The organism is Flavobacterium sp. Leaf359, from assembly GCF_001423985.1.
GTDB lineage: Bacteria > Bacteroidota > Bacteroidia > Flavobacteriales > Flavobacteriaceae > Flavobacterium > Flavobacterium lindanitolerans.
Genome location: NZ_LMPW01000002.1, coordinates 253,592 through 276,958, shown reverse-complemented (window position 1 = coordinate 276,958; position 23,367 = coordinate 253,592). Strand labels below are relative to the sequence as shown.

The 23,367-nt window shown below is 38.5% G+C and carries 18 protein-coding genes and 1 pseudogene; 14 read left to right on the top strand and 5 right to left on the bottom strand.

What is annotated here, in order from left to right:
- Positions 1–40: 40 nt before the first annotated feature.
- Positions 41–475 carry a YMGG-like glycine zipper-containing protein gene (locus tag ASG38_RS03860; protein ID WP_056067324.1) on the bottom strand — a complete coding sequence of 145 codons (435 nt, stop codon included), beginning with the start codon at positions 473–475 and terminating at the stop codon, positions 41–43.
- 226 nt (positions 476–701) lie between these two features.
- Here ASG38_RS03860 and ASG38_RS03855 point away from each other — a divergent pair, with 226 nt between their 5' ends.
- Genes ASG38_RS03855 through ASG38_RS17335 form a run of 3 tightly spaced genes read left to right on the top strand, consistent with a single transcriptional unit; the run spans position 702 to position 3,352 of the window.
- Complete coding sequence (locus ASG38_RS03855) at positions 702–938, top strand: FeoA family protein (RefSeq protein WP_056067322.1); 237 nt, start codon at positions 702–704, stop codon at positions 936–938.
- Positions 935–3,172: a ferrous iron transport protein B gene (gene feoB / locus ASG38_RS03850; RefSeq protein WP_056067320.1), complete on the top strand. Its 2,238-nt coding sequence runs from the start codon at positions 935–937 to the stop codon at positions 3,170–3,172. The genes ASG38_RS03855 and feoB overlap by 4 nt, the downstream gene beginning before the upstream one ends.
- Positions 3,173–3,226: 54 nt before the next feature.
- Positions 3,227–3,352, top strand: a complete 126-nt coding sequence (locus ASG38_RS17335; RefSeq protein WP_082482145.1) for a FeoB-associated Cys-rich membrane protein — start codon at positions 3,227–3,229, stop codon at positions 3,350–3,352.
- Here ASG38_RS17335 and ASG38_RS03845 read toward each other — a convergent pair.
- Both ASG38_RS03845 and ASG38_RS03840 read right to left on the bottom strand, forming a co-directional pair.
- The gene (locus ASG38_RS03845; RefSeq protein WP_056067318.1) at positions 3,349–4,002 is read right to left on the bottom strand and encodes a metal-dependent transcriptional regulator; all 654 of its coding nucleotides are present in this window, start codon (positions 4,000–4,002) and stop codon (positions 3,349–3,351) included. The two genes, ASG38_RS17335 and ASG38_RS03845, sit on opposite strands and share 4 nt — an antisense overlap.
- A 29-nt stretch (positions 4,003–4,031) precedes the next feature.
- Positions 4,032–5,903: an Nramp family divalent metal transporter gene (locus tag ASG38_RS03840; RefSeq protein ID WP_056067316.1), complete on the bottom strand. Its 1,872-nt coding sequence runs from the start codon at positions 5,901–5,903 to the stop codon at positions 4,032–4,034.
- Positions 5,904–5,991: 88 nt separating this feature from the next.
- On the opposite strand from ASG38_RS03840, the gene ASG38_RS03835 reads away from it, so the two are divergent.
- The 10 genes and pseudogenes from ASG38_RS03835 to ASG38_RS03790 all read left to right on the top strand — a co-directional run.
- A complete protein-coding gene (locus tag ASG38_RS03835) occupies positions 5,992–8,253 on the top strand; it encodes a TonB-dependent receptor (RefSeq protein WP_056067314.1) in 2,262 nt (753 codons plus the stop codon).
- Between the two features lie 2 nt (positions 8,254–8,255).
- On the top strand, positions 8,256–8,714 hold the full coding sequence (locus ASG38_RS03830) for a thioredoxin family protein (RefSeq protein WP_056067311.1): 459 nt from the start codon (positions 8,256–8,258) through the stop codon (positions 8,712–8,714).
- Between the two features lie 21 nt (positions 8,715–8,735).
- Complete coding sequence (locus ASG38_RS03825; protein ID WP_056067309.1) at positions 8,736–9,878, top strand: lycopene cyclase family protein; 1,143 nt, start codon at positions 8,736–8,738, stop codon at positions 9,876–9,878.
- A 100-nt stretch (positions 9,879–9,978) separates the two neighbouring features.
- A complete protein-coding gene (locus ASG38_RS03820; protein WP_056067307.1) occupies positions 9,979–10,389 on the top strand; it encodes a BrxA/BrxB family bacilliredoxin in 411 nt (136 codons plus the stop codon).
- A 179-nt stretch (positions 10,390–10,568) separates the two neighbouring features.
- A complete protein-coding gene (locus ASG38_RS03815) occupies positions 10,569–11,948 on the top strand; it encodes a rhodanese-related sulfurtransferase (RefSeq protein ID WP_056067305.1) in 1,380 nt (459 codons plus the stop codon).
- Between the two features lie 178 nt (positions 11,949–12,126).
- Positions 12,127–13,449, top strand: a complete 1,323-nt coding sequence (locus ASG38_RS03810; protein WP_056067304.1) for a regulatory iron-sulfur-containing complex subunit RicT — start codon at positions 12,127–12,129, stop codon at positions 13,447–13,449.
- Positions 13,433–13,918 carry a gliding motility lipoprotein GldH gene (locus ASG38_RS03805; protein WP_056067302.1) on the top strand — a complete coding sequence of 162 codons (486 nt, stop codon included), beginning with the start codon at positions 13,433–13,435 and terminating at the stop codon, positions 13,916–13,918. Before ASG38_RS03810 ends, ASG38_RS03805 begins: the two co-directional genes overlap by 17 nt.
- 5 nt (positions 13,919–13,923) lie before the next feature.
- Positions 13,924–16,233 carry a penicillin-binding protein 1A gene (locus ASG38_RS03800; RefSeq protein WP_056067299.1) on the top strand — a complete coding sequence of 770 codons (2,310 nt, stop codon included), beginning with the start codon at positions 13,924–13,926 and terminating at the stop codon, positions 16,231–16,233.
- A 62-nt stretch (positions 16,234–16,295) separates the two neighbouring features.
- On the top strand, positions 16,296–16,997 hold the full coding sequence (locus ASG38_RS03795; protein WP_056067297.1) for a CoA transferase subunit A: 702 nt from the start codon (positions 16,296–16,298) through the stop codon (positions 16,995–16,997).
- A 2-nt stretch (positions 16,998–16,999) separates the two neighbouring features.
- Positions 17,000–17,641: pseudogene (locus tag ASG38_RS03790) on the top strand (3-oxoacid CoA-transferase subunit B); the annotation flags it as partial.
- A gap of 65 nt (positions 17,642–17,706) precedes the next feature.
- Here the strand turns inward: ASG38_RS03790 and ASG38_RS03785 are convergent.
- Both ASG38_RS03785 and ASG38_RS03780 read right to left on the bottom strand, forming a co-directional pair.
- A complete protein-coding gene (locus ASG38_RS03785; protein ID WP_056067295.1) occupies positions 17,707–18,444 on the bottom strand; it encodes a hypothetical protein in 738 nt (245 codons plus the stop codon).
- Between the two features lie 8 nt (positions 18,445–18,452).
- The gene (locus ASG38_RS03780) at positions 18,453–20,144 is read right to left on the bottom strand and encodes an ABC transporter ATP-binding protein (protein ID WP_056067413.1); all 1,692 of its coding nucleotides are present in this window, start codon (positions 20,142–20,144) and stop codon (positions 18,453–18,455) included.
- Between the two features lie 220 nt (positions 20,145–20,364).
- Here ASG38_RS03780 and ASG38_RS03775 point away from each other — a divergent pair, with 220 nt between their 5' ends.
- A complete protein-coding gene (locus ASG38_RS03775; RefSeq protein WP_056067293.1) occupies positions 20,365–23,310 on the top strand; it encodes a S8 family serine peptidase in 2,946 nt (981 codons plus the stop codon).
- The last annotated feature ends 57 nt before the right edge of the window (positions 23,311–23,367 follow it).

Below are 23,367 nucleotides of genomic sequence, written 5' to 3'. Positions count from 1 at the left end.
AAAGAGAGGCATTAGCCTCTCTTTTTCGTTTGTTCCGGGTTTATTGTTTTTCTTTCTTCTTTTTGCTATCGTCAATAATGGCTCCCGTTCCGGCACCTACTGCTGCTCCGGCCAAACCACCAATAATAGCACCTTCACCTTTTTTCTTTGAAACGGCAGCTCCTGTAATGGCTCCGGCTCCGGCTCCAATCACAGCACCTTTTGCCGTATTGCTCCATCCTTTTTTCTTCTGCTCAGCGGTTACCGGAGCAGCTTTATTTGCTGAAGCCCGAGCAGCTTTTGCTTCGGCTGCAGCTACAACGGCATTCATGGAATCAATTGTTCTTTGTTTGGCCAATGCTTCTTCCTGTTCTTTCATCACCACTTTCATAGAATCTATCTCACGCTGTTGCTCCAGCATTGCATTTTCACTGGCCGTGTCTTTACATGCAGAGAAAACAATCACTATAAATGCGGCATAAATTAGCTTTTTCATGACTTTTATTTTTGATTATGGTATAAAAGTAAGCTTATAAAACTGAGTAATTTTATAGGATTGCACTATAATTTTATAAAACTTAAATGCGGTATTTTCTTTATAGAGAATCATCAAACATAAAAAACCATTGAAAACGCTAGGATTTAACCTCTATTTTTTATTTAAACGCCTTACTTCAATAATAATTCCTATTTTTGCAATCTAAATTGAATCTAAATAAGGCTTGAAAACTTTAGCACAGCTCAAAATCGGTCAGAAGGCACAGATACTCGACGTTAATATCGATACGATTCCTTTAAAATTGCTTGAAATGGGATGTCTTCCCGGCAATTTTGTTGAGCTATTGCAGATTGCACCTCTTGGCGACCCGTTATATATTGATGTCAATGACAGTCATGTTGCCATTCGCAAAGAAACTGCCCTTGCTATAACTGTTGAAGTCGTGAATGAAGCTCTATGAGTCATAAAAATCTTAAAGTAGCCCTTATAGGCAATCCTAATACCGGGAAAACTTCTGTCTTTAATCAGCTTACAGGATTGAAGCAACAGGTTGGTAATTATCCGGGAATAACCGTTGAAAAGAAAATCGGTTACAGCAAGCTGGCCGAAAATCTGAAAGCCACCATTCTTGACTTGCCCGGAACCTATAGTTTAAACGCCAGTTCTATTGATGAGAATGTGGTAATTGAACTATTGCTCAACAAAAACGACCCTAATTATCCGGATGTTGCGGTTGTAGTTACCGAAGTTGAAAATCTTAAACGAAACCTGCTTCTTTTTACACAGATTAAGGATTTGGAAATCCCGACAATCCTGGCTATCAACATGTCAGACAGAATGGATTATAAAGGCATCAGCCTGGATATTCCTTATCTTGAAGAGCAGTTAAAAACCAAAATAGCTCTTATAAGCTCTCGCAAAAACATTGGTATTGACAATCTCAAACAGCTTATAGCCGATTATAAAACCTTATCAACAGAGCCTTGCCTGAATGCATCAAGCATTGATGTTGATTATTTTAACAGGCTCCGCCATGCTTTCCCGAAAGAACTGCTTTATAAATTATGGCTCGTCATTACACAGGACGTGAACTTTGGAGAACTGGAACGGAATGAGATTGCTGAAAAATCTTTTGCAAAATCCAATTCTGAGCTGAAAAAAATGCAGCAAAAAGAAACCATCAAAAGATACCAGTTTATCAATGATGTTCTTAAAGTCGGATATAAGGTTGATTCATCCAAAGCAAAAGGAGTGAGAGCAAAACTGGATAGAATCCTGATGCACAAAGTTTTTGGATATGTCATCTTTTTTGCCATTCTGATGCTGATTTTCCAATCGGTATTTTCATGGTCAAGTATTCCGATGGATTTTATCGATGAAACTTTTGCTAAACTGGCTAGCTTTTCAAAAGAACACCTTCCACCTGGTTTACTAACCGACCTTATTTCTGAGGGAATCATACCGGGAATTGGCGGAGTAGTAATTTTCATACCGCAAATTGCCTTTCTGTTTCTTTTTATTTCTGTATTGGAAGAAAGCGGTTATATGAGCCGTGTGGTTTTCCTTATGGATAAAATCATGAGAAGATTTGGACTTAGCGGAAAAAGTGTTGTTCCATTGATTTCGGGAACCGCTTGTGCTATTCCGGCTATCATGGCATCGAGAAATATCGAAAACTGGAAAGAGCGATTAATTACCATCCTGATTACTCCTTTCACAACCTGTTCAGCAAGACTGCCTGTTTATGCCATTCTGATTGCCCTGATTATTCCCGAAAAAAGAATCCTTGGTTTTTTAAACCTACAGGGGCTGACTTTAATGGCATTGTATCTTTTAGGTTTTTCCATGGCTATTTTTGCCGCCTATATCCTAAACAAAATATTAAAAATAAAATCCAAGTCGTATTTCGTTATTGAGATGCCCAATTACAGACTGCCTTTGTTTAAAAATGTGGCCATTAACGTAATCGAAAAAACAAAATCTTTTGTGGTTGGAGCAGGGAAAATCATCCTTGCCATTTCGATAATCCTTTGGTTCCTGGGTTCGCACGGTATGTCTCACGAATACGCTAATGCAGAAACTATTGTCAAAGAAAGAATACAAAAGCAAGGTTTAACACGATTCAACCAAAATTACATCGACAATACACTTTCAGAGCATTATACAGCATTGCAGGACAGCGTTGCCAAAAACGTTTACAAGATTAACAGTCAGGACATCGCTGATTCTATAGCTGCCAAAAAAATAGAACTTTTTGAAAAAGTAGAAAATCAGGAAATTTCCAGTTTTAAGCTCGAAAAATCATTTATAGGAGTTTTAGGAAAAGGCATAGAACCTGTCATCAAACCATTAGGTTATGACTGGAAAATTGGTATCGCGGTTATTACTTCCTTTGCGGCAAGAGAAGTATTTATTGGTACGCTGGCTTCTATTTACAGCGTAGACAGCGAAGAAGAAGCAACCATAAAAAGTCGAATGGAAGCTGAAATCAATCCGGTTACAGGCGATAAGATTTTCAATTTTGCTACGGGAATATCGCTGTTACTTTTTTATGCTTTTGCGATGCAGTGTATCAGTACGCTGGCAATTACGAAGAAAGAAACCAACTCCTGGAAATGGCCTGTCATTCAGCTGGTTTTTATGAGCTCATTTGCCTACGGAGTTTCATTAATTGTTTATCAGATTTTGAAATAAAGGTTTATCATTTTCTTGGCATAAGCCGAAGAATTTAATTTTTAACTTTGAGACATGAATATTCAGGAAATCATAGCATACCTACTTGTAGCAGGAGCTTTTGCTTTTCTTGTCAAGAAATTCTTTTGGAAAAAGAAAAAGGCAGGAAATTGCGGCAATGACGATTGCGGATGCCACTAAAGCAGTTTGACAAAAAGGTTGCTTGCAATTTTATTGGAAATCGTAAGCTCTTTTCCATTCACTTTTATTCTCAAGGACAAATCAAAACTTTCTCTGGACAGAAACTCGATTTTTGAACCCAAAGCAATTTCCTGCTTGTCGAGGTATTTCAAAAATTCTGAAGAAGTGTCCTTTACACCAACACAAATCCCGGACTGGTTTTCTGATAATTCCGAAAGCAATTGCTTTTCGATTTTTATAATTCTTCCTTCCCTGTCCGGTATAGGGTCACCATGGGGGTCTTCTGTAGGATTGTCTAAAAAATCGTCGAGCTTATTGATGAGTTTTTCTGATTTGATATGTTCTAACTGTTCGGCAATATCATGCACCTCATCCCATGAAAAACCAAGCTTTTCTACTAGAAAAACTTCCCAAAGGCGGTGTTTTCTCACAATCATTTTTGCAGCCAGCTTTCCATCTTGTGTTAATGAAACTCCCTGATATTTTTTATAATTAATCAGGCCTTTTTCCGCAAGCTTTTTCAACATATCCGTAACAGACGATGCTTTCGTTTCCATTTTTTCAGCAATGGCATTCGTACTGACTTCAGCATCTGAAGCTGTTGTTAGGTGATAGATTGTTTTTAGGTAATTCTCTTCTGAAAAAGTCATTGCAAAATATTTTGAGTGTAAAGGTAAACCTACTTCTTGACAATAAATAACGGTATCGATATTTGATGGCGCAATTTATTAACCGTAGTTCCAAAAAGCAAATCCTTGAAACCGGTATGCCCATGGGTTCCCATCACCAAAATATCAAAACTTCCAGTATTTACTATAGCCGGAATCACTTTACCTGGTTTTCCAAACCCTAATTGGGTTTCAACCCTGAACCCTTTTTGAACAAGCATTTCCTTATATTCGTTCAGCAATTTTTCATCAATTGTGGTTTCATGGTCCTGTATGTTTTCGCCATACATCATGGCACCAACAGTTTCTACTATGTGAATCAATGTATAATTTGCTTCTATTCCTCCCAATTCAAAAGCACTGTTTATGGCAACCTCATCTGCTTCCGAAAAATCAACAGAAATAGCAATATTCTTTTTCGTATACGTTGCCTTTTCTGAAAACTTAAGCGTAAGGTTGTGTGGTGAATGGTTGTAATTTTTCGCTTTTGACCTGGCAATAAACGGTTTGAAAACAATATATAAAAGCAGTACCAAAAATGCTATTGCCAAAGGAACAACTGTCAACCAAAGCACTAAAGGATTCTCTGCATTTTCAATCCATCCGGTAATTTCATCATAAACCAGTTTTGCATTGAGCGACACAATGGTTGATGCGATAATCCAGGCAGCTATTTGGGTAATCCTGCCAATATGGAAACCTTTCATCTTTCGTTTGTCGCTTACAAAATGGATTAACGGAATAATGGCAAATCCTAATTGGAGGCTCAAAATCACCTGACTGAAAATCAGCAGTTTTCCCGTAACCTGCTCACCATAAATCATGATGACAATAACAGCAGGCACAATGGCAATCAATCGCGTAATTATTCGGCGAACCCACGGCTGTATTCTTAAGTTGAGATAACCTTCCATAACTATCTGCCCGGCCAATGTTCCTGTAATTGTTGAGCTTTGTCCGGCAGCGATTAAGGCAACTGCAAAAAGTATCGGTGCCCATTTTGTTCCTAAAAGTGGTTGCAGAAACTGGTGTGCATCCTGAATCTCTGCCACATGAAACATCCCGTTGCGGTAGAAGGTTGCCGCAGCCAGAATCAAAATAGCCGCATTGACCAGAAAAGCCAGATTCAGTGCTATGGTAGAATCAATCAGATTGTATTTTAAGGCCTGTTTGATGCCCTTATCAGTCCTGTCAAACTTTCTTGTCTGCACCAGAGAAGAATGTAAGTATAAATTATGTGGCATTACAGTTGCACCAATAATACCAATGGCTATATACAATGCTGCTTCATTAGGAATGGATGGAATCAGTCCCAATACAACCTTATCAAGTTCCGGTTCTGCAAATACCATTTCAAACACAAAAGAAAATCCTATTATAGCTACCAAGGCAATGATAAAAGCTTCCATTTTCCGGATACCTTTATTAATAAGAAACAGCAAAAGAAAAGTATCGAGAACCGTAATCAAGACACCTTCAATCAAAGGAATATCAAACAAAAGGTTAATCCCGATCGCCATACCCAATACTTCTGCAAGGTCACAGGCCGCAATGGCAATCTCTGCTAAAAAATAAAGAATATAGTTAATGAAAGGCGAATAGGTTTCCCGCGATGCCTGTGCCAGATCACGCTGTGTCACAATTCCAAGTCGGGCGCTCAAACTTTGCAAAAGCAATGCCATAATATTACTCATCAGAAGTACCCATAAAAGCGTATAGCCAAACTGGCTTCCTCCCGCTATATCAGTTGCCCAGTTCCCCGGGTCCATATATCCAACGCTAATCAGATAGGCCGGTCCCAAAAAAGCCAGCACTTTTCTAAATGCCGATTTTTTATTTTGGGTAGCCACTGACCCGTGTACTTCTTCCAATGATTTACTCATACAAAACAATTATTGATACAAATATAATTATTTTATTTGCTTAGTAAAATATAATTTTTAGTTTTGTCTAAAAATTAATTGCTGCTTAATGAAAAATATAGCCCTACTATTTCTAATCTTTTCTTTCCAAAACTTTTATGCACAGGAGAAAGGTACTATTTCCGGAAAAATAACTTCCGAAGGGATTGCAGTTACCGATGCTGATATCAAAATCTTAGGAACTAATTATAGCACATCATCAGACAGCTTAGGTAATTATAAAATCGATAATATTCCTGCCGGAAATTATAAGATTCAGGTAGCTTATGTAGGTAGCAAAACACAGAGAAAAGCCATAACCATTAAAAAAAATGAAACCCTGGAATGGGATGCAGAATTGGAAAACGATAAAAATTCTTTGGAAGAAGTAGTTGTAAGCGGCACTTTAAAACCTGTCAGCCGTTTGGAAAGTCCCGTTCCCGTTGAAGTATACAAACCCTCTTATTTCAAGAAAAATCCAACTGCCAATATTTTTGAAGCAATGCAGAACGTGAACGGAGTCCGTCCACAACTCAACTGCAATATCTGCAACACGGGCGATATCCACATTAACGGATTGGAAGGGCCTTATACATTGGTGTTAATTGACGGAATGCCAATCGTTAGCGGACTGTCTACCGTTTACGGATTGTCCGGAATCCCAAATTCGCTGCTGGAACGGATTGAAATCGTAAAAGGCCCGGCATCTTCCTTATACGGAAGCGAGGCGGTTGGAGGCTTAATCAATATTATCACCAAAAATCCGTCCAATGCTCCACGGTTTTCAATAGACGGTTTCAGCAATTCATGGGGCGAAGTCAACCTGGATGCCGGATTCAAAGGAAACATAGGCAAAAACTCTTCCGTTTTATTAGGAGTCAATTATTTCAATTACAGTAATCCGATAGACAACAATCATGATAATTTCACAGACGTTACACTACAGCATCGTATTTCTGTCTTTCAAAAATGGAATCTGGGCAGAAAAAGCAACAAATTGTTTTCACTGGCCGGCCGTTATTTTTATGAAGACCGTTGGGGTGGCGAAATGCAATGGGAGAAAAAATACCGTGGCGGAGACGAAGTCTATGGTGAAAGCATTTATACTAAAAGATATGAACTATTAGGAGCCTATGAACTGCCTATTGAAGAGAAAATGCTGTTTTCGTTTTCGTATACAGACCATGACCAGAATTCTGTATATGGAAATACGCCCTATATGGCCCAACAACGTATTGGTTTCGGACAGCTAACCTGGGACAAGAAAATTTCCAACCATGACCTGCTTTTTGGAACCGCTATCCGCTATCAGTTTTACAACGATAATACTCCGGCTACTTCCACTGCCGACAAAACCTTGATTCCGAGCATTTTTGCTCAAGATGAAATAAAATTCAACGATAAACACAGCATACTTCTTGGTGCACGATACGACTATAACAGTGACCACGGTTCTATTTTCACACCCCGTTTTGCTTATAAATTCAAAGCGACCGATAATGATATTATCCGCCTGAATTCCGGAACCGGATTCCGTGTCGTAAACCTGTTCACCGAAGAACATGCCGCCTTAACCGGTTCCAGGGAAGTTGTTATTGCAGAAGAGCTAAAACCGGAGAAATCGTATAATGCCAATATCAATTACCTGAAGAAAATCTATACAGAAAACGGAACCTATATTGGCCTGGAAACGGCAGCCTGGTATACGTATTTCACAAATTCCATCCTGCCTGATTATGATACAGACCCAAATAAAATCATATACAAAAATCTGGATGGTCATGCCGTGACAACAGGAGTTAGTGCTAACTTAGACATTGTTTTCCAAAACGGACTGAAATTTATTTTGGGAGCTACGTATATGGATGTTTCCAAAACCGAAAACGACATCAAGACAAGACAGATTCTGACTGAAAAGTTTTCGGGAACCTGGGCTATTTCATATCGCATTCCAAAATTGTTTCTCGACATTGACTATACGGGAAATGTCTACGGCCCAATGCGTTTGCCATTGCTTGGAGAACTCGACCCGAGAAAAGAATACTCGCCAACGTGGAGCATACAGAACATCCAGTTCACTTACAATAAAATAAAAGATGTCGAAATTTATATGGGCATCAAGAACCTATTAAACTGGACGCCAAACAAGGGAAATCCTTTTATTATTGCAAGAGCTAACGACCCTTTTGATAAGAATGTGCAATATGACCCGCAGGGAAATGTCCTGCCAACGCCAGACAATCCATATGCGTTGACTTTTGACCCAAGTTATGTTTATGGTCCGAATCAAGGTATCCGAAGCTTTTTTGGAGTGCGATATACTTTGAAATAATTATGAAAAAGTGGTTTCTTATACTAGCATTGGTAACGGCAGTTCCAACTTTTGCCCAACTCAAAACGCACACTTTTGAAGAAGCAGAAAAATTAGCCGCTGCCACTTCCAAACCTTATGTCATTTTTATACATACGGATTGGTGCAAATTCTGCAAGATGATGGAAAACACGACTCTTAAAAACAAAGAACTTATAACAGCCCTGAACCAAAACTTTTATTTTATTTCTTTTGATGCGGAAGATAAAAAAGACATCTTTTTTAACGGGACTGTTTTTAAATTCAGGCCAAAGGGAAATAATTCCGGCGTTCATGAATTGGCTACGGCATTGGCAGAAAAAAATGGAAACACGGCCTATCCGTCAATTGTTATCCTAAATTCCGATTATTCTATAGCCGCACAGCTCCAATCTTACATAAATGCAAAAGACCTGTTGCAGATGTTGCGTAAGATCCGATAAAATATTCGCTATTTTTGGAATATGAAAAAGTACGACTACATTTTTGCCGGGGCGGGACTGTCCGCATTGATGACCGTCTACCAGATGATACTTTCCGGGAAATTCAAAGAAAAGAAAATCCTTCTTTTGGATGCCGATTCCAAAAAAAACAATGACCGCACCTGGTGTTTTTGGGAAAAACCAGATGGAGATTACGAACACCTTGTCTATAGAAAATGGAATACGGCCATTTTTTCGGATGCAAATTTCACGCGTGATTTAAATCTAAGTCCTTATCAGTACAAGATGATACAGGGAATGGATTTTTACCAACATGTCTTTGAAGCAATTTCAAAAGAACACAATATTGAATTCTTACAGCAAAAGATAATTCATTTCAAAGAAGATAATGGCGGGGTTTTGGCAGAAACAGAAACAGAAAAATTCTACTGTGATAAACTTTTCAATAGTGTTTTAAATCCACAGGAAATTATTGGGCAAAATAAATATCCCTACTTGCAACAGCACTTTATTGGATGGAAAATCAAGGCTAAAGAACCCGTTTTCAATCCGGAAAAAGCCACTTTCATGGATTTTTCAATAGCCCAAAAAGGAAATACGCGATTTATGTATGTATTGCCATTTTCAAAAACCGAAGCTTTGATAGAATACACTTTATTTTCGAAAGAACTGCTTCCTGAAAATGAATATGAAAACGAAATTCAGGACTATTTCAAAAAATTAGGAATTACAAATTACGAATTGATTGAAAAAGAACAGGGCGCAATTCCAATGACTTGTTATCCTTTTTGGAAAAAAAACACTAAAAACCTTGTACACATTGGAAGTGCCGGAGGCTGGACAAAAGCCAGTACCGGCTATACTTTTAAAAATGCCACAAAAAAATCAAAAGAATTGGTGGCTTTTTTGGAAACTGGAAACGATTTCAGAAAATTCCATAAAAAAACAAGGTTTTGGTTTTATGATTTGTTGTTATTAGACATATTGGATAGAAAAAATTATCTCGGAAGCCAAATATTTTCCGCCATGTTTCAAAAAGGAAATCCTGCCATTATTTTTAAATTTCTGGATGAAGAAACTTCATTTGTTGAAGACATACGCGTAATTTCCAGATGCCCAAAAACACCTTTTCTTCAGGCATTAGGCAAAAGAATTGGCATATAAACCCGACTATGAAACTATAACAAATCTTTATACTCTATTTTTTTACAACACTCCAAAACTTCGTAACTTTGTGCTTTTAAACTTTAAACTAACAAAAGTTATGTATCCAGAAGAAATGGTAAAACCAATGCGTGCTGAATTGGCTGACGCAGGTTTTGAAGAATTATATAGTGCCGGTGCAGTTGAAAACGCAATTGCAAAACCGGGCACCACTTTGGTTGTTGTAAATTCAGTTTGCGGATGCGCTGCAAGAAACGCACGTCCGGGAGCAAAAATGAGTTTGGATGGCAGCAAAAAACCAGACCATTTAGTAACTGTTTTTGCAGGAGTTGATAAGGAAGCTGTAGATGCGGCACGTGGATTCATGTTCCCTTTCCCTCCTTCTTCTCCTAGTATGGCACTTTTCAAAGATGGTGAATTGGTTCACATGTTGGAGCGTCACCATATTGAAGGTCGCCCGGCAGAAATGATTGCTGAGAACCTAAAAGATGCTTACGCAGAATTCTGCTAAAAGATCTTTTTAATCTTTATACCAACCCTTTCAGCGTTTAAAACGCTGAAAGGGTTTTGTTTTTAAAAAGGATTCCCGAAACATGACAAATGTCATTTTCGATTCTTGGATAAAAACCCTACTTTTGCACCAGATTTAAAAAAATCGACATAATTCTCTCAACTTAAAACGTTTATAGCATGCAACTGTACAACACTTTAAGCGCAGAAGAAAGAGCGGCACTTATTGACGAGGCCGGCAAACAGCGACTCACGCTGTCATTCTATGCGTATGCCAAAATTGAAGACCCGAAAAAATTTCGCGACGATTTATTTATAGCCTGGAACGAGCTTGATGCACTTGGCCGAACTTATGTTGCCAAAGAAGGAATCAACGCCCAAATGTCTGTTCCTGCGGAAAATTTGGAAGCTTTTCGTGAAACATTAGAAAAATATGATTTCATGAAAGACATACGCCTGAATGTAGCTGTGGAGCAGGACGACCACTCTTTCCTGAAACTGACGGTTAAAGTACGTGATAAGATTGTAGCTGACGGATTAGATGATGATACTTTTGACGTAACCGATATTGGCGTACACCTAAAGGCCAAAGAATTCAATCAGATTTTGGAAGACCCAAATACGATTGTTGTTGATTTCAGAAATCACTACGAAAGCGAAATCGGCCATTTCAAAGGTGCCATAACGCCTGATGTAGAAACATTCCGCGAGTCATTACCCATAATCAACGAGCAATTAAAAGATTATAAAGAAGATAAAAATCTGGTGATGTACTGTACCGGAGGAATTCGTTGTGAAAAAGCTTCTGCTTATTTCAAACACCAGGGATTTAAGAACGTATTCCAGTTGGAAGGCGGTATTATTAATTATGCCAAACAAATCAAGGAAGAAAACCTGGAAAGCAAATTCATTGGAAAGAATTTTGTTTTTGACCACAGGTTGGGCGAACGCATTACAGATGACATCATTTCACAATGCCACCAATGCGGAAAACCATGTGACAATCACACCAATTGCGAAAATGAAGGCTGCCACTTATTATTCATCCAATGTGATGAATGTAAGGCCATCATGGAAAACTGTTGCTCTACAGAATGCCAGGAAATCATCCATATGCCGTTGGTAGAACAGGTAAAACTGCGTCGCGGTGTGAAAAACGGAAACATGATTTTCAGAAAAGGAAAATCTGAAAAATTAAAATTCAAACATTCCGGAGAATTGTCTGATATGCCTTTGGCAAAAGCTGGCAACGATATTCCTGAAACTGTTAAACCAAAAGACATCCGACAAAAAATCAAGATAAAGAAAACTTTACTTGGAAAAGCGGAGCATTATTTTGTAAAAGCCGGAATCGGGCAATTTCTGATTGAAAAAGACGAATTAAAAATCAATGACAAAATTATTATTTCAGGTCCGTCAACGGGAAATCAGGAATTACAAATCTCTCAAATGTTTGTAAACGGCACAGAAGCAGCAGTTGCAAAGCCTGGAGATAAAGTAACCTTAGCTCTTCCTTTTAGAATTCGCCTTTCAGATAAATTATACAAGGTTCTGGACTAAAAATATTTCTACTCTATTTACGTTAAACCTATTCCGGGATTCCGGAATAGGTTTTGTTTTTTTACTGAACAGCAACAAATTAAAGGCTTTGTATCATTAAAACTAAAAATGCTATCTTTACGCACAAAATCATTTTACGAATTTTAAGTTACGTTAATCGTGACATCTATATAAAATTATGGCTTGTACCAGTTGTTCAACGTCTGATGGCAGTGCGCCAAAAGGCTGTCAAAATAAAGGGACTTGCGGCACCGATAGCTGCAACAAATTAACCGTATTTGACTGGCTGTCAAATATGAGCCTTCCTAACGGCGAGGCTCCGTTTGACTGCGTAGAAGTACGTTTTAAAAACGGAAGGAAGGAATTTTACAGAAATCCTGAAAAACTTTCGCTTAGCATGGGAGATATTGTGGCTACAGAATCTTCTCCCGGACATGATGTGGGGATTGTAACCCTGACCGGAGAACTGGTAAAGATACAAATGAAGAAAAAGTCAGTAAACCCGGCGAGTAACGAAATTCTCAAGATTTACCGCAAGGCTACCCAAAAAGATATCGATATCTGGTCTGAAGCACGTGCCAAGGAAGAACCAATGAAAGTAAGGGCGCGCGAAATTGCCATTGCTCTAAAACTGGAAATGAAAATTTCTGATATTGAGTTTCAGGGCGACGGTTCGAAAGCAACTTTTTACTATACCGCCAACGACCGCGTCGATTTCAGGCAGTTAATTAAAGACTTTGCCAGAGAATTCAACACCAGAATTGAAATGAAACAGGTTGGTTTCCGTCAGGAAGCTGCCCGTTTGGGAGGAATTGGTTCCTGTGGAAGAGAACTATGCTGTTCTACATGGCTGACCGATTTCAGAAGTGTCAACACCTCAGCGGCAAGATACCAGCAACTGTCATTAAACCCACAAAAATTGGCGGGACAATGCGGAAAATTAAAATGCTGTCTTAATTATGAGTTGGACACTTATATGGACGCATTGCAGCATTTTCCGGATTTTGACACCAAGTTAATAACAGAAAAAGGTGATGCCATTTGTCAGAAACAGGATATTTTTAAAGGCCTGATGTGGTTCGCATACACCAGTAATTTTGCAAACTGGCATGTTCTTAAAGTAGAGCAGGTCAATGAAATTATTGCAGAAAATAAACAGAAAAGGAAAGTTTCTTCGTTAGAAGATTATGTACTTGAAGTAACACAGGAACCGGAAAAAGATTTCAACAATGCTGTTGGACAGGAAAGCCTGACTCGTTTTGACCAGCCAAAGAAAAAGAAAAGACCGAAAAAGCGTAAGCAAGCGGCAACGGCAGATACCCCGGTTGTAGAAAAACCGGTTGCAAAAGAAAACAAAAATCCAAACGCAAACGCAAATCCGAATAAAAATAACAACAACCGGAATCACAATAAAAACAGGCAGCAAAAACCTGCAAATGAAAAGAAACCGGATAACAAAAACAACAATAACAACCGTCCAAAAAATGAGCCTAAAAAATAGCTTACTATTTGTTTTTGCAGCAATACTTTTGGTTTCCTGCGATAAGAAAAGGGTTTTCGACCAATATAAGTCGGTTGGAAAAGAATGGCATAAAGACAGTATTGCAACCTTTACTTATAACAACCAGGACACCGCAAAGGCGTATAATTTGTTTATAAACCTGCGTTCCAATAATGACTATCCTTTCAACAATATTTTCCTTATTGTTGCTATGGAAGCGCCGGGCGGATTAACAAAAGTCGATACGCTCGAATACCAAATGGCGAATCCGGACGGAACCTTATTGGGCGAAGGCTTTTCTGATGTAAAAGAAAGTAAGCTTTATTTTAAAGAAAAATACAAATTCAAATCCTTAGGAGATTACAAAATTGGTATAATGCAGGCACTCCGCCAGACAGGAAAAGTAAATGGAGTAGAATCACTGGCAGGAATAACAGAAGTCGGCTTTAGAGTAGAAAAATTAGATTAGCAATTATGGCAACTAAAAAAAAGAACAATACACAACAGGTTAAGGATGTCGCTTATTACAATAGACTATTCTGGAAAATATTCCTTTATGGAACCGGAGGAGTAATTCTATTTTTCCTTTTTGCTTCATGGGGACTTTTTGGTTCAATGCCATCCTTTGAAGACCTTGAAAATCCGGAATCCAACCTGGCAACCGAAATCATTTCTTCCGATGGAGAAACTATTGGGAAATTTTATAACGAAAACAGAACGGCTATTAAATACTCAGACCTGCCAAAACATCTGGTTGATGCATTGGTGGCTACTGAAGACGAACGTTTTTATGAACATTCCGGAATCGATGCCAGAGGTACATTTAGAGCAATCGTAGGTTTTGGAAGCAGCGGTGGAGCAAGTACAATTACGCAGCAATTGGCCAAGCAGTTATTTCATGGTGAAAGGTCTAAAAATATAATTGTTGCTTTAACTCAAAAGGTCAAGGAATGGATAATTGCAACCCGTCTGGAAAGGCAATACACCAAAAGTGAGATAATCACAATGTATTTCAATGTTTATGACTTTAACAATTATGCCATTGGAATTCGTTCAGCGGCTAAAACCTACTTTTCAAAAGAGCCAAAAGATTTAACGGTTGACGAATCTGCTATGCTCGTTGGAATGTTTAAGAATTCATCCCTTTACAACCCTGTCAGAAATGAGAAAGGTGTAAAAAACAGAAGAAATGTGGTGCTTTCTCAAATGGTTAAAGCTAAAATTATAACCGAAGCCCAAAAAGAAAAATATAGCGCACTGCCTATTAAGCTGGATTTCCAACTACAGACACACAAAGAAGGAACCGCTACCTATTTTAGGGAATATCTTAGGGATTTCATGAAAAATTGGGCAAAGAATAATCCTAAAAAAGACGGTAAAGAATATGACATTTACCGTGATGGTCTTAAAATCTATACTACTATCGATTCCAGAATGCAACTGTATGCTGAAGAAGCAGTAAGTGCACATTTGGCAAACCTTCAAAAAGAATTTTTCAAACAGGCGAAGGACAATAAAAATGCCCCATTCATCAGGTTATCAGAAGTTGAAACTGAAAAATTAATGATGCGTGCCAGAAAGAATTCTGAAAGATGGAGAATTATGAGTAATGAAGGCAAAAGTGAAGATGACATTTTGAAGTCCTTTAAGGTAAAAACAAAAATGAGAGTCTTTACCTGGAAAGGCGAGAAAGACACCATCATGACTCCAAACGATTCTATCAGATATTATAAGCATTTCCTTCAAACCGGAGTAATGGCAATGGAGCCACAAACAGGCCATGTTAAAGTTTGGGTTGGCGGTATCAACTACAAGCATTTCCAATACGACCACGTAGGACAGGGAGCAAGACAGGTAGGTTCTACCTTTAAACCTTTTGTTTATGCCGCAGCAATCGAACAACAGGGTTACTCACCATGTGATTCTATTATTGATGCGCCTTATACTATTCCAAAAGGAAGACACAATGTAACTGAAACCTGGACACCACGAAATTCTAACGGAACCTATAAAGGAATGGTAACACTCAAATATGCGCTGGCACAGTCTATCAATACCGTTTCGGCCAAATTGATTGACAAGGTAGGGCCGGATGCTGTAATTGACCTTGTTAAAAAACTGGGTGTCAAATCAAACATACCATCACAGCCTTCTATTGCCTTAGGAGCCGTTGAAATCACTGTTGAGGACATGGTTGCCGCTTACAGTACTTTTGCCAACCAGGGCGTTTATATAAAGCCTCAGGTAATTACAAGAATCGAGGATAAAAACGGAGTCGTTTTATACGAAGCGGTACCGGAATCTCATGATGTATTAAACAAAGATATTGCTTATGCTGTTATTAAGCTTCTCGAAGGTGTTACTGAATCCGGTTCGGGCGGGCGTTTAAGAACAGACGGTGGTGGTTTTGGCTACGAAATGATGACCGGTTATCCGTATGTGCTCAGAAATCCAATTGCAGGAAAAACGGGAACAACTCAAAATCAATCCGACGGTTGGTTTGTGGGTATGGTTCCAAATCTGGCAACTGGTGTATGGGTTGGAAACGAAGACCGTTCTGCGCACTTCAAAAGTATTACCTATGGACAGGGAGCCGTTATGGCCTTACCAATCTGGGGATTATTTATGAAGAAGTGTTATGCCGATAAAGAACTTAAGGTTTCCAAAGAACCATTTGAAAGACCGGCCAACCTATCCATAAAAGTGGATTGTTGGAAACCAGCCGTAAAAGACACCACAAATGTCGATATGGAAGAACAAAATACATCCGAATTTGATTTTTAATAGAAACGCCTTTTTTAAGGCGTTTTTTTATATATTTATCCTCCAAAACAAACATTCTTTATATGATTAATAAAAAAGTAGCATCTGTTTCTGATGCACTGAAAGATATTCAAAATGGGCAGACCATTATGCTTGGCGGTTTTGGCCTGTGCGGAATTCCGGAAAACAGTATTGCAGAATTAGTAAAACTTGGGGTTACAGATTTGACCTGTATTTCAAACAATGCCGGAGTTGATGATTTCGGATTGGGATTATTGCTTCAAAAACGCCAAATCAAAAAAATGATTTCTTCCTACGTAGGAGAAAACGCCGAGTTTGAGCGCCAGATGCTTTCAGGCGAACTGGAAGTTGAACTGACTCCACAAGGAACGTTGGCTGAAAAATGCCGTGCAGCTCAAGCCGGAATTCCTGCTTTTTTCACACCAGCCGGTTATGGAACAGAAGTTGCTGAAGGGAAAGAAGCTCGCGAATTCAACGGTAAAATGCACATCATGGAAGAAGCTTTCAAAGCTGATTTCTCTATTGTAAAAGCATGGAAAGGCGACGAAGCCGGTAATCTCATCTTTAAAGGAACTGCCAGAAATTTTAATGCCTGTATGGCTGGTGCCGCTAAAATCACCATTGCGGAAGTGGAAGAATTGGTTCCGGCCGGAGTACTGGACCCGAACCAGATTCACATTCCGGGAATCATGGTACAGCGTATTTTCCAGGGCGAAAAATTTGAGAAGAGAATTGAACAACGAACTGTCAGACAAAAAAACTAATTATGGCACTTACTAAAGAAGATATTGCAAAACGAATCGCCAAAGAAGTAAAAGATAAATATTTTGTTAACCTTGGAATTGGTATCCCAACTTTGGTTGCCAATTATGTGCGTGAAGATATTTCAGTAGAATTCCAAAGTGAAAATGGTGTATTAGGTATGGGACCTTTCCCTTTTGAAGGTGAAGAAGACGCTGATATTATCAATGCCGGAAAACAGACCATCACTACGCTTCCGGGAGCCAGTTTTTTTGATTCTGCATTCAGTTTCGGGATGATTCGCAGCCAGAAGGTAGACCTGACCATTCTGGGGGCTATGGAAGTAGCAGAAAACGGAGATATTGCCAACTGGAAAATCCCGGGAAAAATGGTAAAGGGAATGGGAGGTGCTATGGATTTGGTCGCTTCTGCTGAAAACATTATCGTAGCGATGATGCACGTGAACAAAGCAGGAGAATCAAAACTTTTAAAAAGATGTTCGCTTCCCCTGACAGGTGTTGGGTGTGTGAAAAAAGTAGTAACAGAATTGGCCGTTTTGGAAATTGTTCCTGAAGGATTCAGACTTTTGGAAAGAGCTCCGGGTGTTTCTGTAGAAGATATTAAAAAAGCCACTGAAGGCAATCTGATAATCGAAGGAACGATTCCGNNNNGAAATGATTATCGATTAAGATACAGAAGACAAGAGCCACAAATTAATTTGTGGCTCTTGTCTTATTGTTTGTAATATTCTTCAAAAGTAAAATTCTCTTTACGGTATATTTTGCCTTTTTGTGTAAGCGGAATCTTTTTCCATTTTCCGTTTTCAAAATTATACCGAACAGAATCGGTATAAGAAACTTCTACCCGTTCTATCGAATCATTTACGGTTTCATCAGAAGACACATCAATTGTCCTGGCAAAAAATGATTTCATTGGTTTGGTTTTAAAATCAGGCTCAAAGCGTTGGTCAACACCATAACCACCATCCCACATAGAATCCCATTGTGTTACCAGCTGTACGCCTTTTTCATCCAAAAAGAACAAAAAATGAGTATGTGTATAGCCGCAGGCAGCAACACCATTATTACAATGGATAAATCTAGTGTCGATATTTTCATTTTCTGAATCTGCCATGAATTCCTGATTGATATTCCATTCGGCACCTCCTTCCATTCCAAAAACAATCTTGGTCGGATAGGTATAGATTGCCTTATTATTCTTAAAAAAACCTATTTCAAAATAAGAAGTACCAATACTGTCTTTGTCATAGGTTCTTTTTATTTCGGCAATTACAACTTTATCTGCACAAATTCCTTTGGAATCCAGCAACAATGAATCTTTCTGTATAAAATTAGATTCGGTTGTCGGAACTACTTCTACTTCTGAGGATGTTGCAACATCAACGGTTTCTTCTTTTTTGTCCGTACAGGAAACACATAGTAAAAAAAGTACAATAAGTATATATTTCATAAGTCTAATTAATTCCCTTTTGGAATTGCTGCGATTAATTTTTTAGTATATTCTTTTTTAGGGTTATCATATAATGCATCGGCGTCGGCCATTTCTTCAATTTTGCCCTTGCTCATTACTAAAACCTGATCCGACATATATTTTACAACAGCCAGGTCATGAGAAATAAAAATATAGGTAAAACCGAAATTTTCTTTCAGCTCATTCAAAAGATTCAGAACCTGTGCCTGAACAGAAATATCAAGGGCAGAAACCGATTCGTCACAGACAATCAATTTGGGCTGCAAGGCAATAGTTCTGGCTATGCCTATTCGCTGTCTTTGCCCTCCAGAAAATTCATGCGGATAACGATTGAAATATTCCGCACCCAGACCAACCCTTTCCAAAATTTCTATTGTCTTTGCTTTTCGTTCGGTATCATTTTTATATAGCTTATGAACTCTCATCGGTTCCATAATGGCTTTGCCAACCGGAATCCTCGGATTCAATGACGAATACGGATCCTGGAAAATAATCTGTATTTCTTTTCGTAATGCCCGGATATCTTCTTTTGGCAATTTCATAATATCAACGCCTCTATAAAAAATCTGACCTGCAGTTGCCCTATCCAATTGCAGGATGGCATTCCCTAAAGTTGATTTCCCACATCCGGATTCTCCTACCAGTCCTAATGTCTCTCCTTCATATATCCTAAAACTTACATCATTGACCGCTTTGAATCCTATTCTTTTTCCAAAAAGTCCGGCAGAAGAAAAATATTCCTTTTCTACGTTTCTGACTTCCAGAATTGGTGTTTGGCTATATAATTTTTCATGTGCTTTTTTCCTTTCATCAATGGTGATAATTTCATCACTGACAGAATTCTTCAGATAATCCTGTATGGTAGGAAGTCTTTTCAAACGCACATCAAGTGAAGGTCTTGAACTAACCAGTGCTTTGGTATAAATATGTTGCGGATTGTGGAAAACATCAGAAGCATTGCCTTGTTCTACAATTTCACCTTTATACATGACCAATACACGATTTGCAATTTCAGATACCAAAGCCAAATCATGTGAAATAAACATAATGCTCATTCCTGTCTCCTGCTGAATATCTTTCAGCAGTTGGATGATTTCCTTCTGTACGGTCACGTCCAGAGCGGTAGTTGGCTCATCGGCAATCAGTATTTTTGGCTTACAGGCTATTGCCATCGCAATCATGACACGTTGTTTCTGTCCGCCGGAAATCTGATGCGGATAGCTTTCATAAATTTTTTCCGGATTGGGCAGTTTTACCCTGTCAAATAAATCAAGGGTTTCTTTTCGTATTTCTTTTTTGGAAAGTTTGGTGTGCTGCAAAAGCATTTCTTCTACCTGAAAACCGCATTTCAAAGAAGGATTTAAAGAACTCATTGGTTCCTGAAAAATCATTGAAATGTTCCTTCCTCTTAGATTCTGCAGTTCCTCTTTTGAAAACCGGGACACATCTTTGCCCTGAAAAAGAATTTCTCCTTTGGTAATTTTAGAAATATTTTTAGGAAGCAATCCCATAACAGCAAGAGAGGAAACCGATTTTCCGGAGCCTGATTCTCCTACAATCCCTAAAATTTCATTGCTTTGCAGCGCATAGCTTATAGAATTGATAATGGGCTTAAAGCCACCATCTTTCTTAAAAGAAATTTCCAAGGCATTGACTTCTAACAATGGCTGTTTTTTCATGTTATAAAAATAGCAAAAAGATTTTCCAAAAATTAAACCCAGATTTCTTTTTAACCGTATATAGTTTATGATTATTTCACAAAACATTGACAATTCTTACATTTTTATCTCTGTAAACGCATTTTTAATTCCATTTGAAATAAAGTTTTCAAAACATTATTGAATAAAATACAATTCCCTATATTTGGTGGAATTTTTCAAAAACACATAACTATATACAGTGACAAAAAATTCCACTTCCGCTTTTAAAGCACTTTCATTGCTTTTCCTGTTCTCAATTCCTTTTACCGGTTTTAGCCAAGATAAAAATGATATCGAGCAAATTACCAAAAACTACGATTTAAAAAAGCTAAAAGAGCTACAAGAGGTTTATCGGAAAAAAGCCGCCTCTGAAAAACAGCAAGCTCTAAAGGCTGCCAAATTAAACAACTGGCCTGAATTTATTAAAAATGAAAACGGTACTGTTGATGAATTGATAAAGCTTACTCCTGATGGATTTCCTTTATATTATTCCGTAGACAATAGAAGTGCGGCCCGCTCAACAAGAACTAACTTTTTAAATACCGGAGGCGCTTTAGGATTAAATCTTGATGGCCAAGGTATGGTTGCCCGTGTTTGGGATGGCGGTAAGGTAAGAGCTTCGCATAGAGAATTTGGCGGCAGAATTACCGTGAATGATGCTGTTGCAAGCTCATCAGGAAATAACTTCCATGCAACACACGTTACAGGAACTATTGCTGCGACAGGTATTACTGCTAGTGCAAAAGGTATGGCGCCATTGGCACAGGTCAGGACTTTTAACTGGACGGATGATGAAAGTGAAGCTTTGGCTGAAATCCAATCCGGAATGCTACTTTCCAATCACTCTTATGGGGTGCCAATTGTCAATAACGGACAATTTGTTCCAGCATGGTACATCGGAGCCTATACTACCGATGCCAGATCTTGGGATGAAATCGCTCATAATGCGCCTTATTACCTGATGGTGGCATCAGCAGGGAATAACGGAGAAGATGAAAATCCTCAGCCTATGGCAGCAGGTTATGATAAATTGACCGGAAATAAAACAGCAAAAAACAATCTTGTAGTTGCCAATGCTGAAGATGCAATAGTTGCATCTAATGGTACCCTTACCAATGTCACGATTAATTCCAGCAGCAGTCAGGGACCTACTGATGATTTTAGGATAAAACCCGATATTACAGGAAACGGTACTAGTGTATATTCTACTTTTGAAACATCTGATTCGGCCTACGGAACGCTATCAGGAACTTCTATGGCATCTCCCAACGTAACGGGAACATTATTGCTTTTACAACAATATTATAAGATAAAAAACAAACACTTTATGAAAGCGGCAACCCTAAAGGCTCTTGCCTGCCATACTGCCGATGATGCCGGAAGTACAGGACCGGACGCTTTTTTTGGATGGGGATTGCTAAATGCTAAAAAAGCGGCAGAAACCATCACAGCCAATGGATTGGGAACTATCATTTCTGAAGAAATACTACAACAGGGGCAAACATTTACAATGACTGTAAATTCAAATGGCACAGAACCACTAGAAGCAACTATTGCATGGACAGATGTTCCCGGAAATGTAAACAACGGCATTCTAAATAGCACAACACCCGTTTTAGTAAACGATCTGGATATTCGAATCACAAAAGGAACTTCTACTTATTTCCCTTGGAGATTGACAAGCGACCCTAACTCGGATGCGGCAAATGATGGTGATAATAAAGTTGATAATATTGAAAAAATAAGCATTCCTGCTACTGCAGGTACTTATACAATAACGGTAACACACAAAGGAACTTTGGTACAAGGTCCTCAAAATTTTTCTCTTATTGTTACTGGCGTAAATTCAACTTTTTCGTTGACACCTCTTTCTGAAGACCAAACCGTATGTAGTAATAGTAATGCTATATATAATTTCCAACATACTACTACCACATCAGAAAACACAAACTTTACAATACTAGGCCTTCCTGCAGGGACTACCGGAAATTTAAGCGCCTCTTCTTCATCAATAAATGAAGCCCTGACAATGACAATTTCCAACCTGAATACTCTTCCTGCCGGCAATTATACTATTGGTATCAGAGGTACCCGGGGAACAGATGTAGAAACAAAATATGTAAATCTAAAAGTCTATAACGACACTTTCCAAAATAGTACACTTTTGAGTCCGGCAAATAACACAAGCGGTGTGGCGCCAACTGTACAATTGGATTGGGCACCTTCTGTAAACGCAGAATCTTATATTGTTCAGGTTGCAACCGATTCTGGTTTTGGAACCCTGGTTGTCAATCAGGAAGTAACAGAAACCACTTATTTTTTAAACAATCTTACACCGCAATACAACTATTATTGGCGAATTCTTCCAAAAAACAGATGTGCAACCGCTACCTCAAGTACGGTATATAATTTCCAAACCGGAGCTTTAAATTGTGGTCAGACTTTTTCTGCTACAGATTTCTCAGAAGCAACAATTGCCACTACAGCAAATGCTGTGGGTTCTGTTCCTGTTCTTGTGACAGGCGGCATGACAATTGGAGGACTAACGGCAACAATAGACATTTCTCATACCTATATTGAAGACATGACTATTTATTTGGAAGGTCCGGAAGCAATAGGCTCACCTTACATCAAATTATTTGAAGAGCCTTGCGGTGATAATGATAATATTGTAGCTACTCTAAGCGATGCAGGCATTGCTTTTTCATGTGGCGCAACAGCTCCTTCAATTTCCGGAACTGTCAAACCTTTGGAGCCTTTGAGCAATTTTAATAATCTTCCTGCTGACGGTATCTGGACATTATATGCCATCGATAAATATAATGGTGATGGAGGTGTTATTAATAGTTTCAGTCTTAATTTCTGTAATGTTACTCCTTCCAGCCTTACTGTAGCAGACAGCCTATTAGCTAATATTTCCGTTTATCCGAATCCTTCAAAAGGAATCTTAAATGTAAACCTGCCTGCCAACTCCGGTAATACTACCTTATATCTGAACGATATTCAGGGAAGAAGAATACTCACAAAAGAAACTTCAAATTCAAACGAAGTACTCAATATTGATAATTTTTCGGATGGGGTTTATATTCTTACTATTCAAAACGGAAACTTAAAAACAACGAAAAAGATTATTTTGAACCGATAATCGAATTTTATTTTAAAAACATAAATACCTGATAATAATCCCGATAGAAAAAAATAT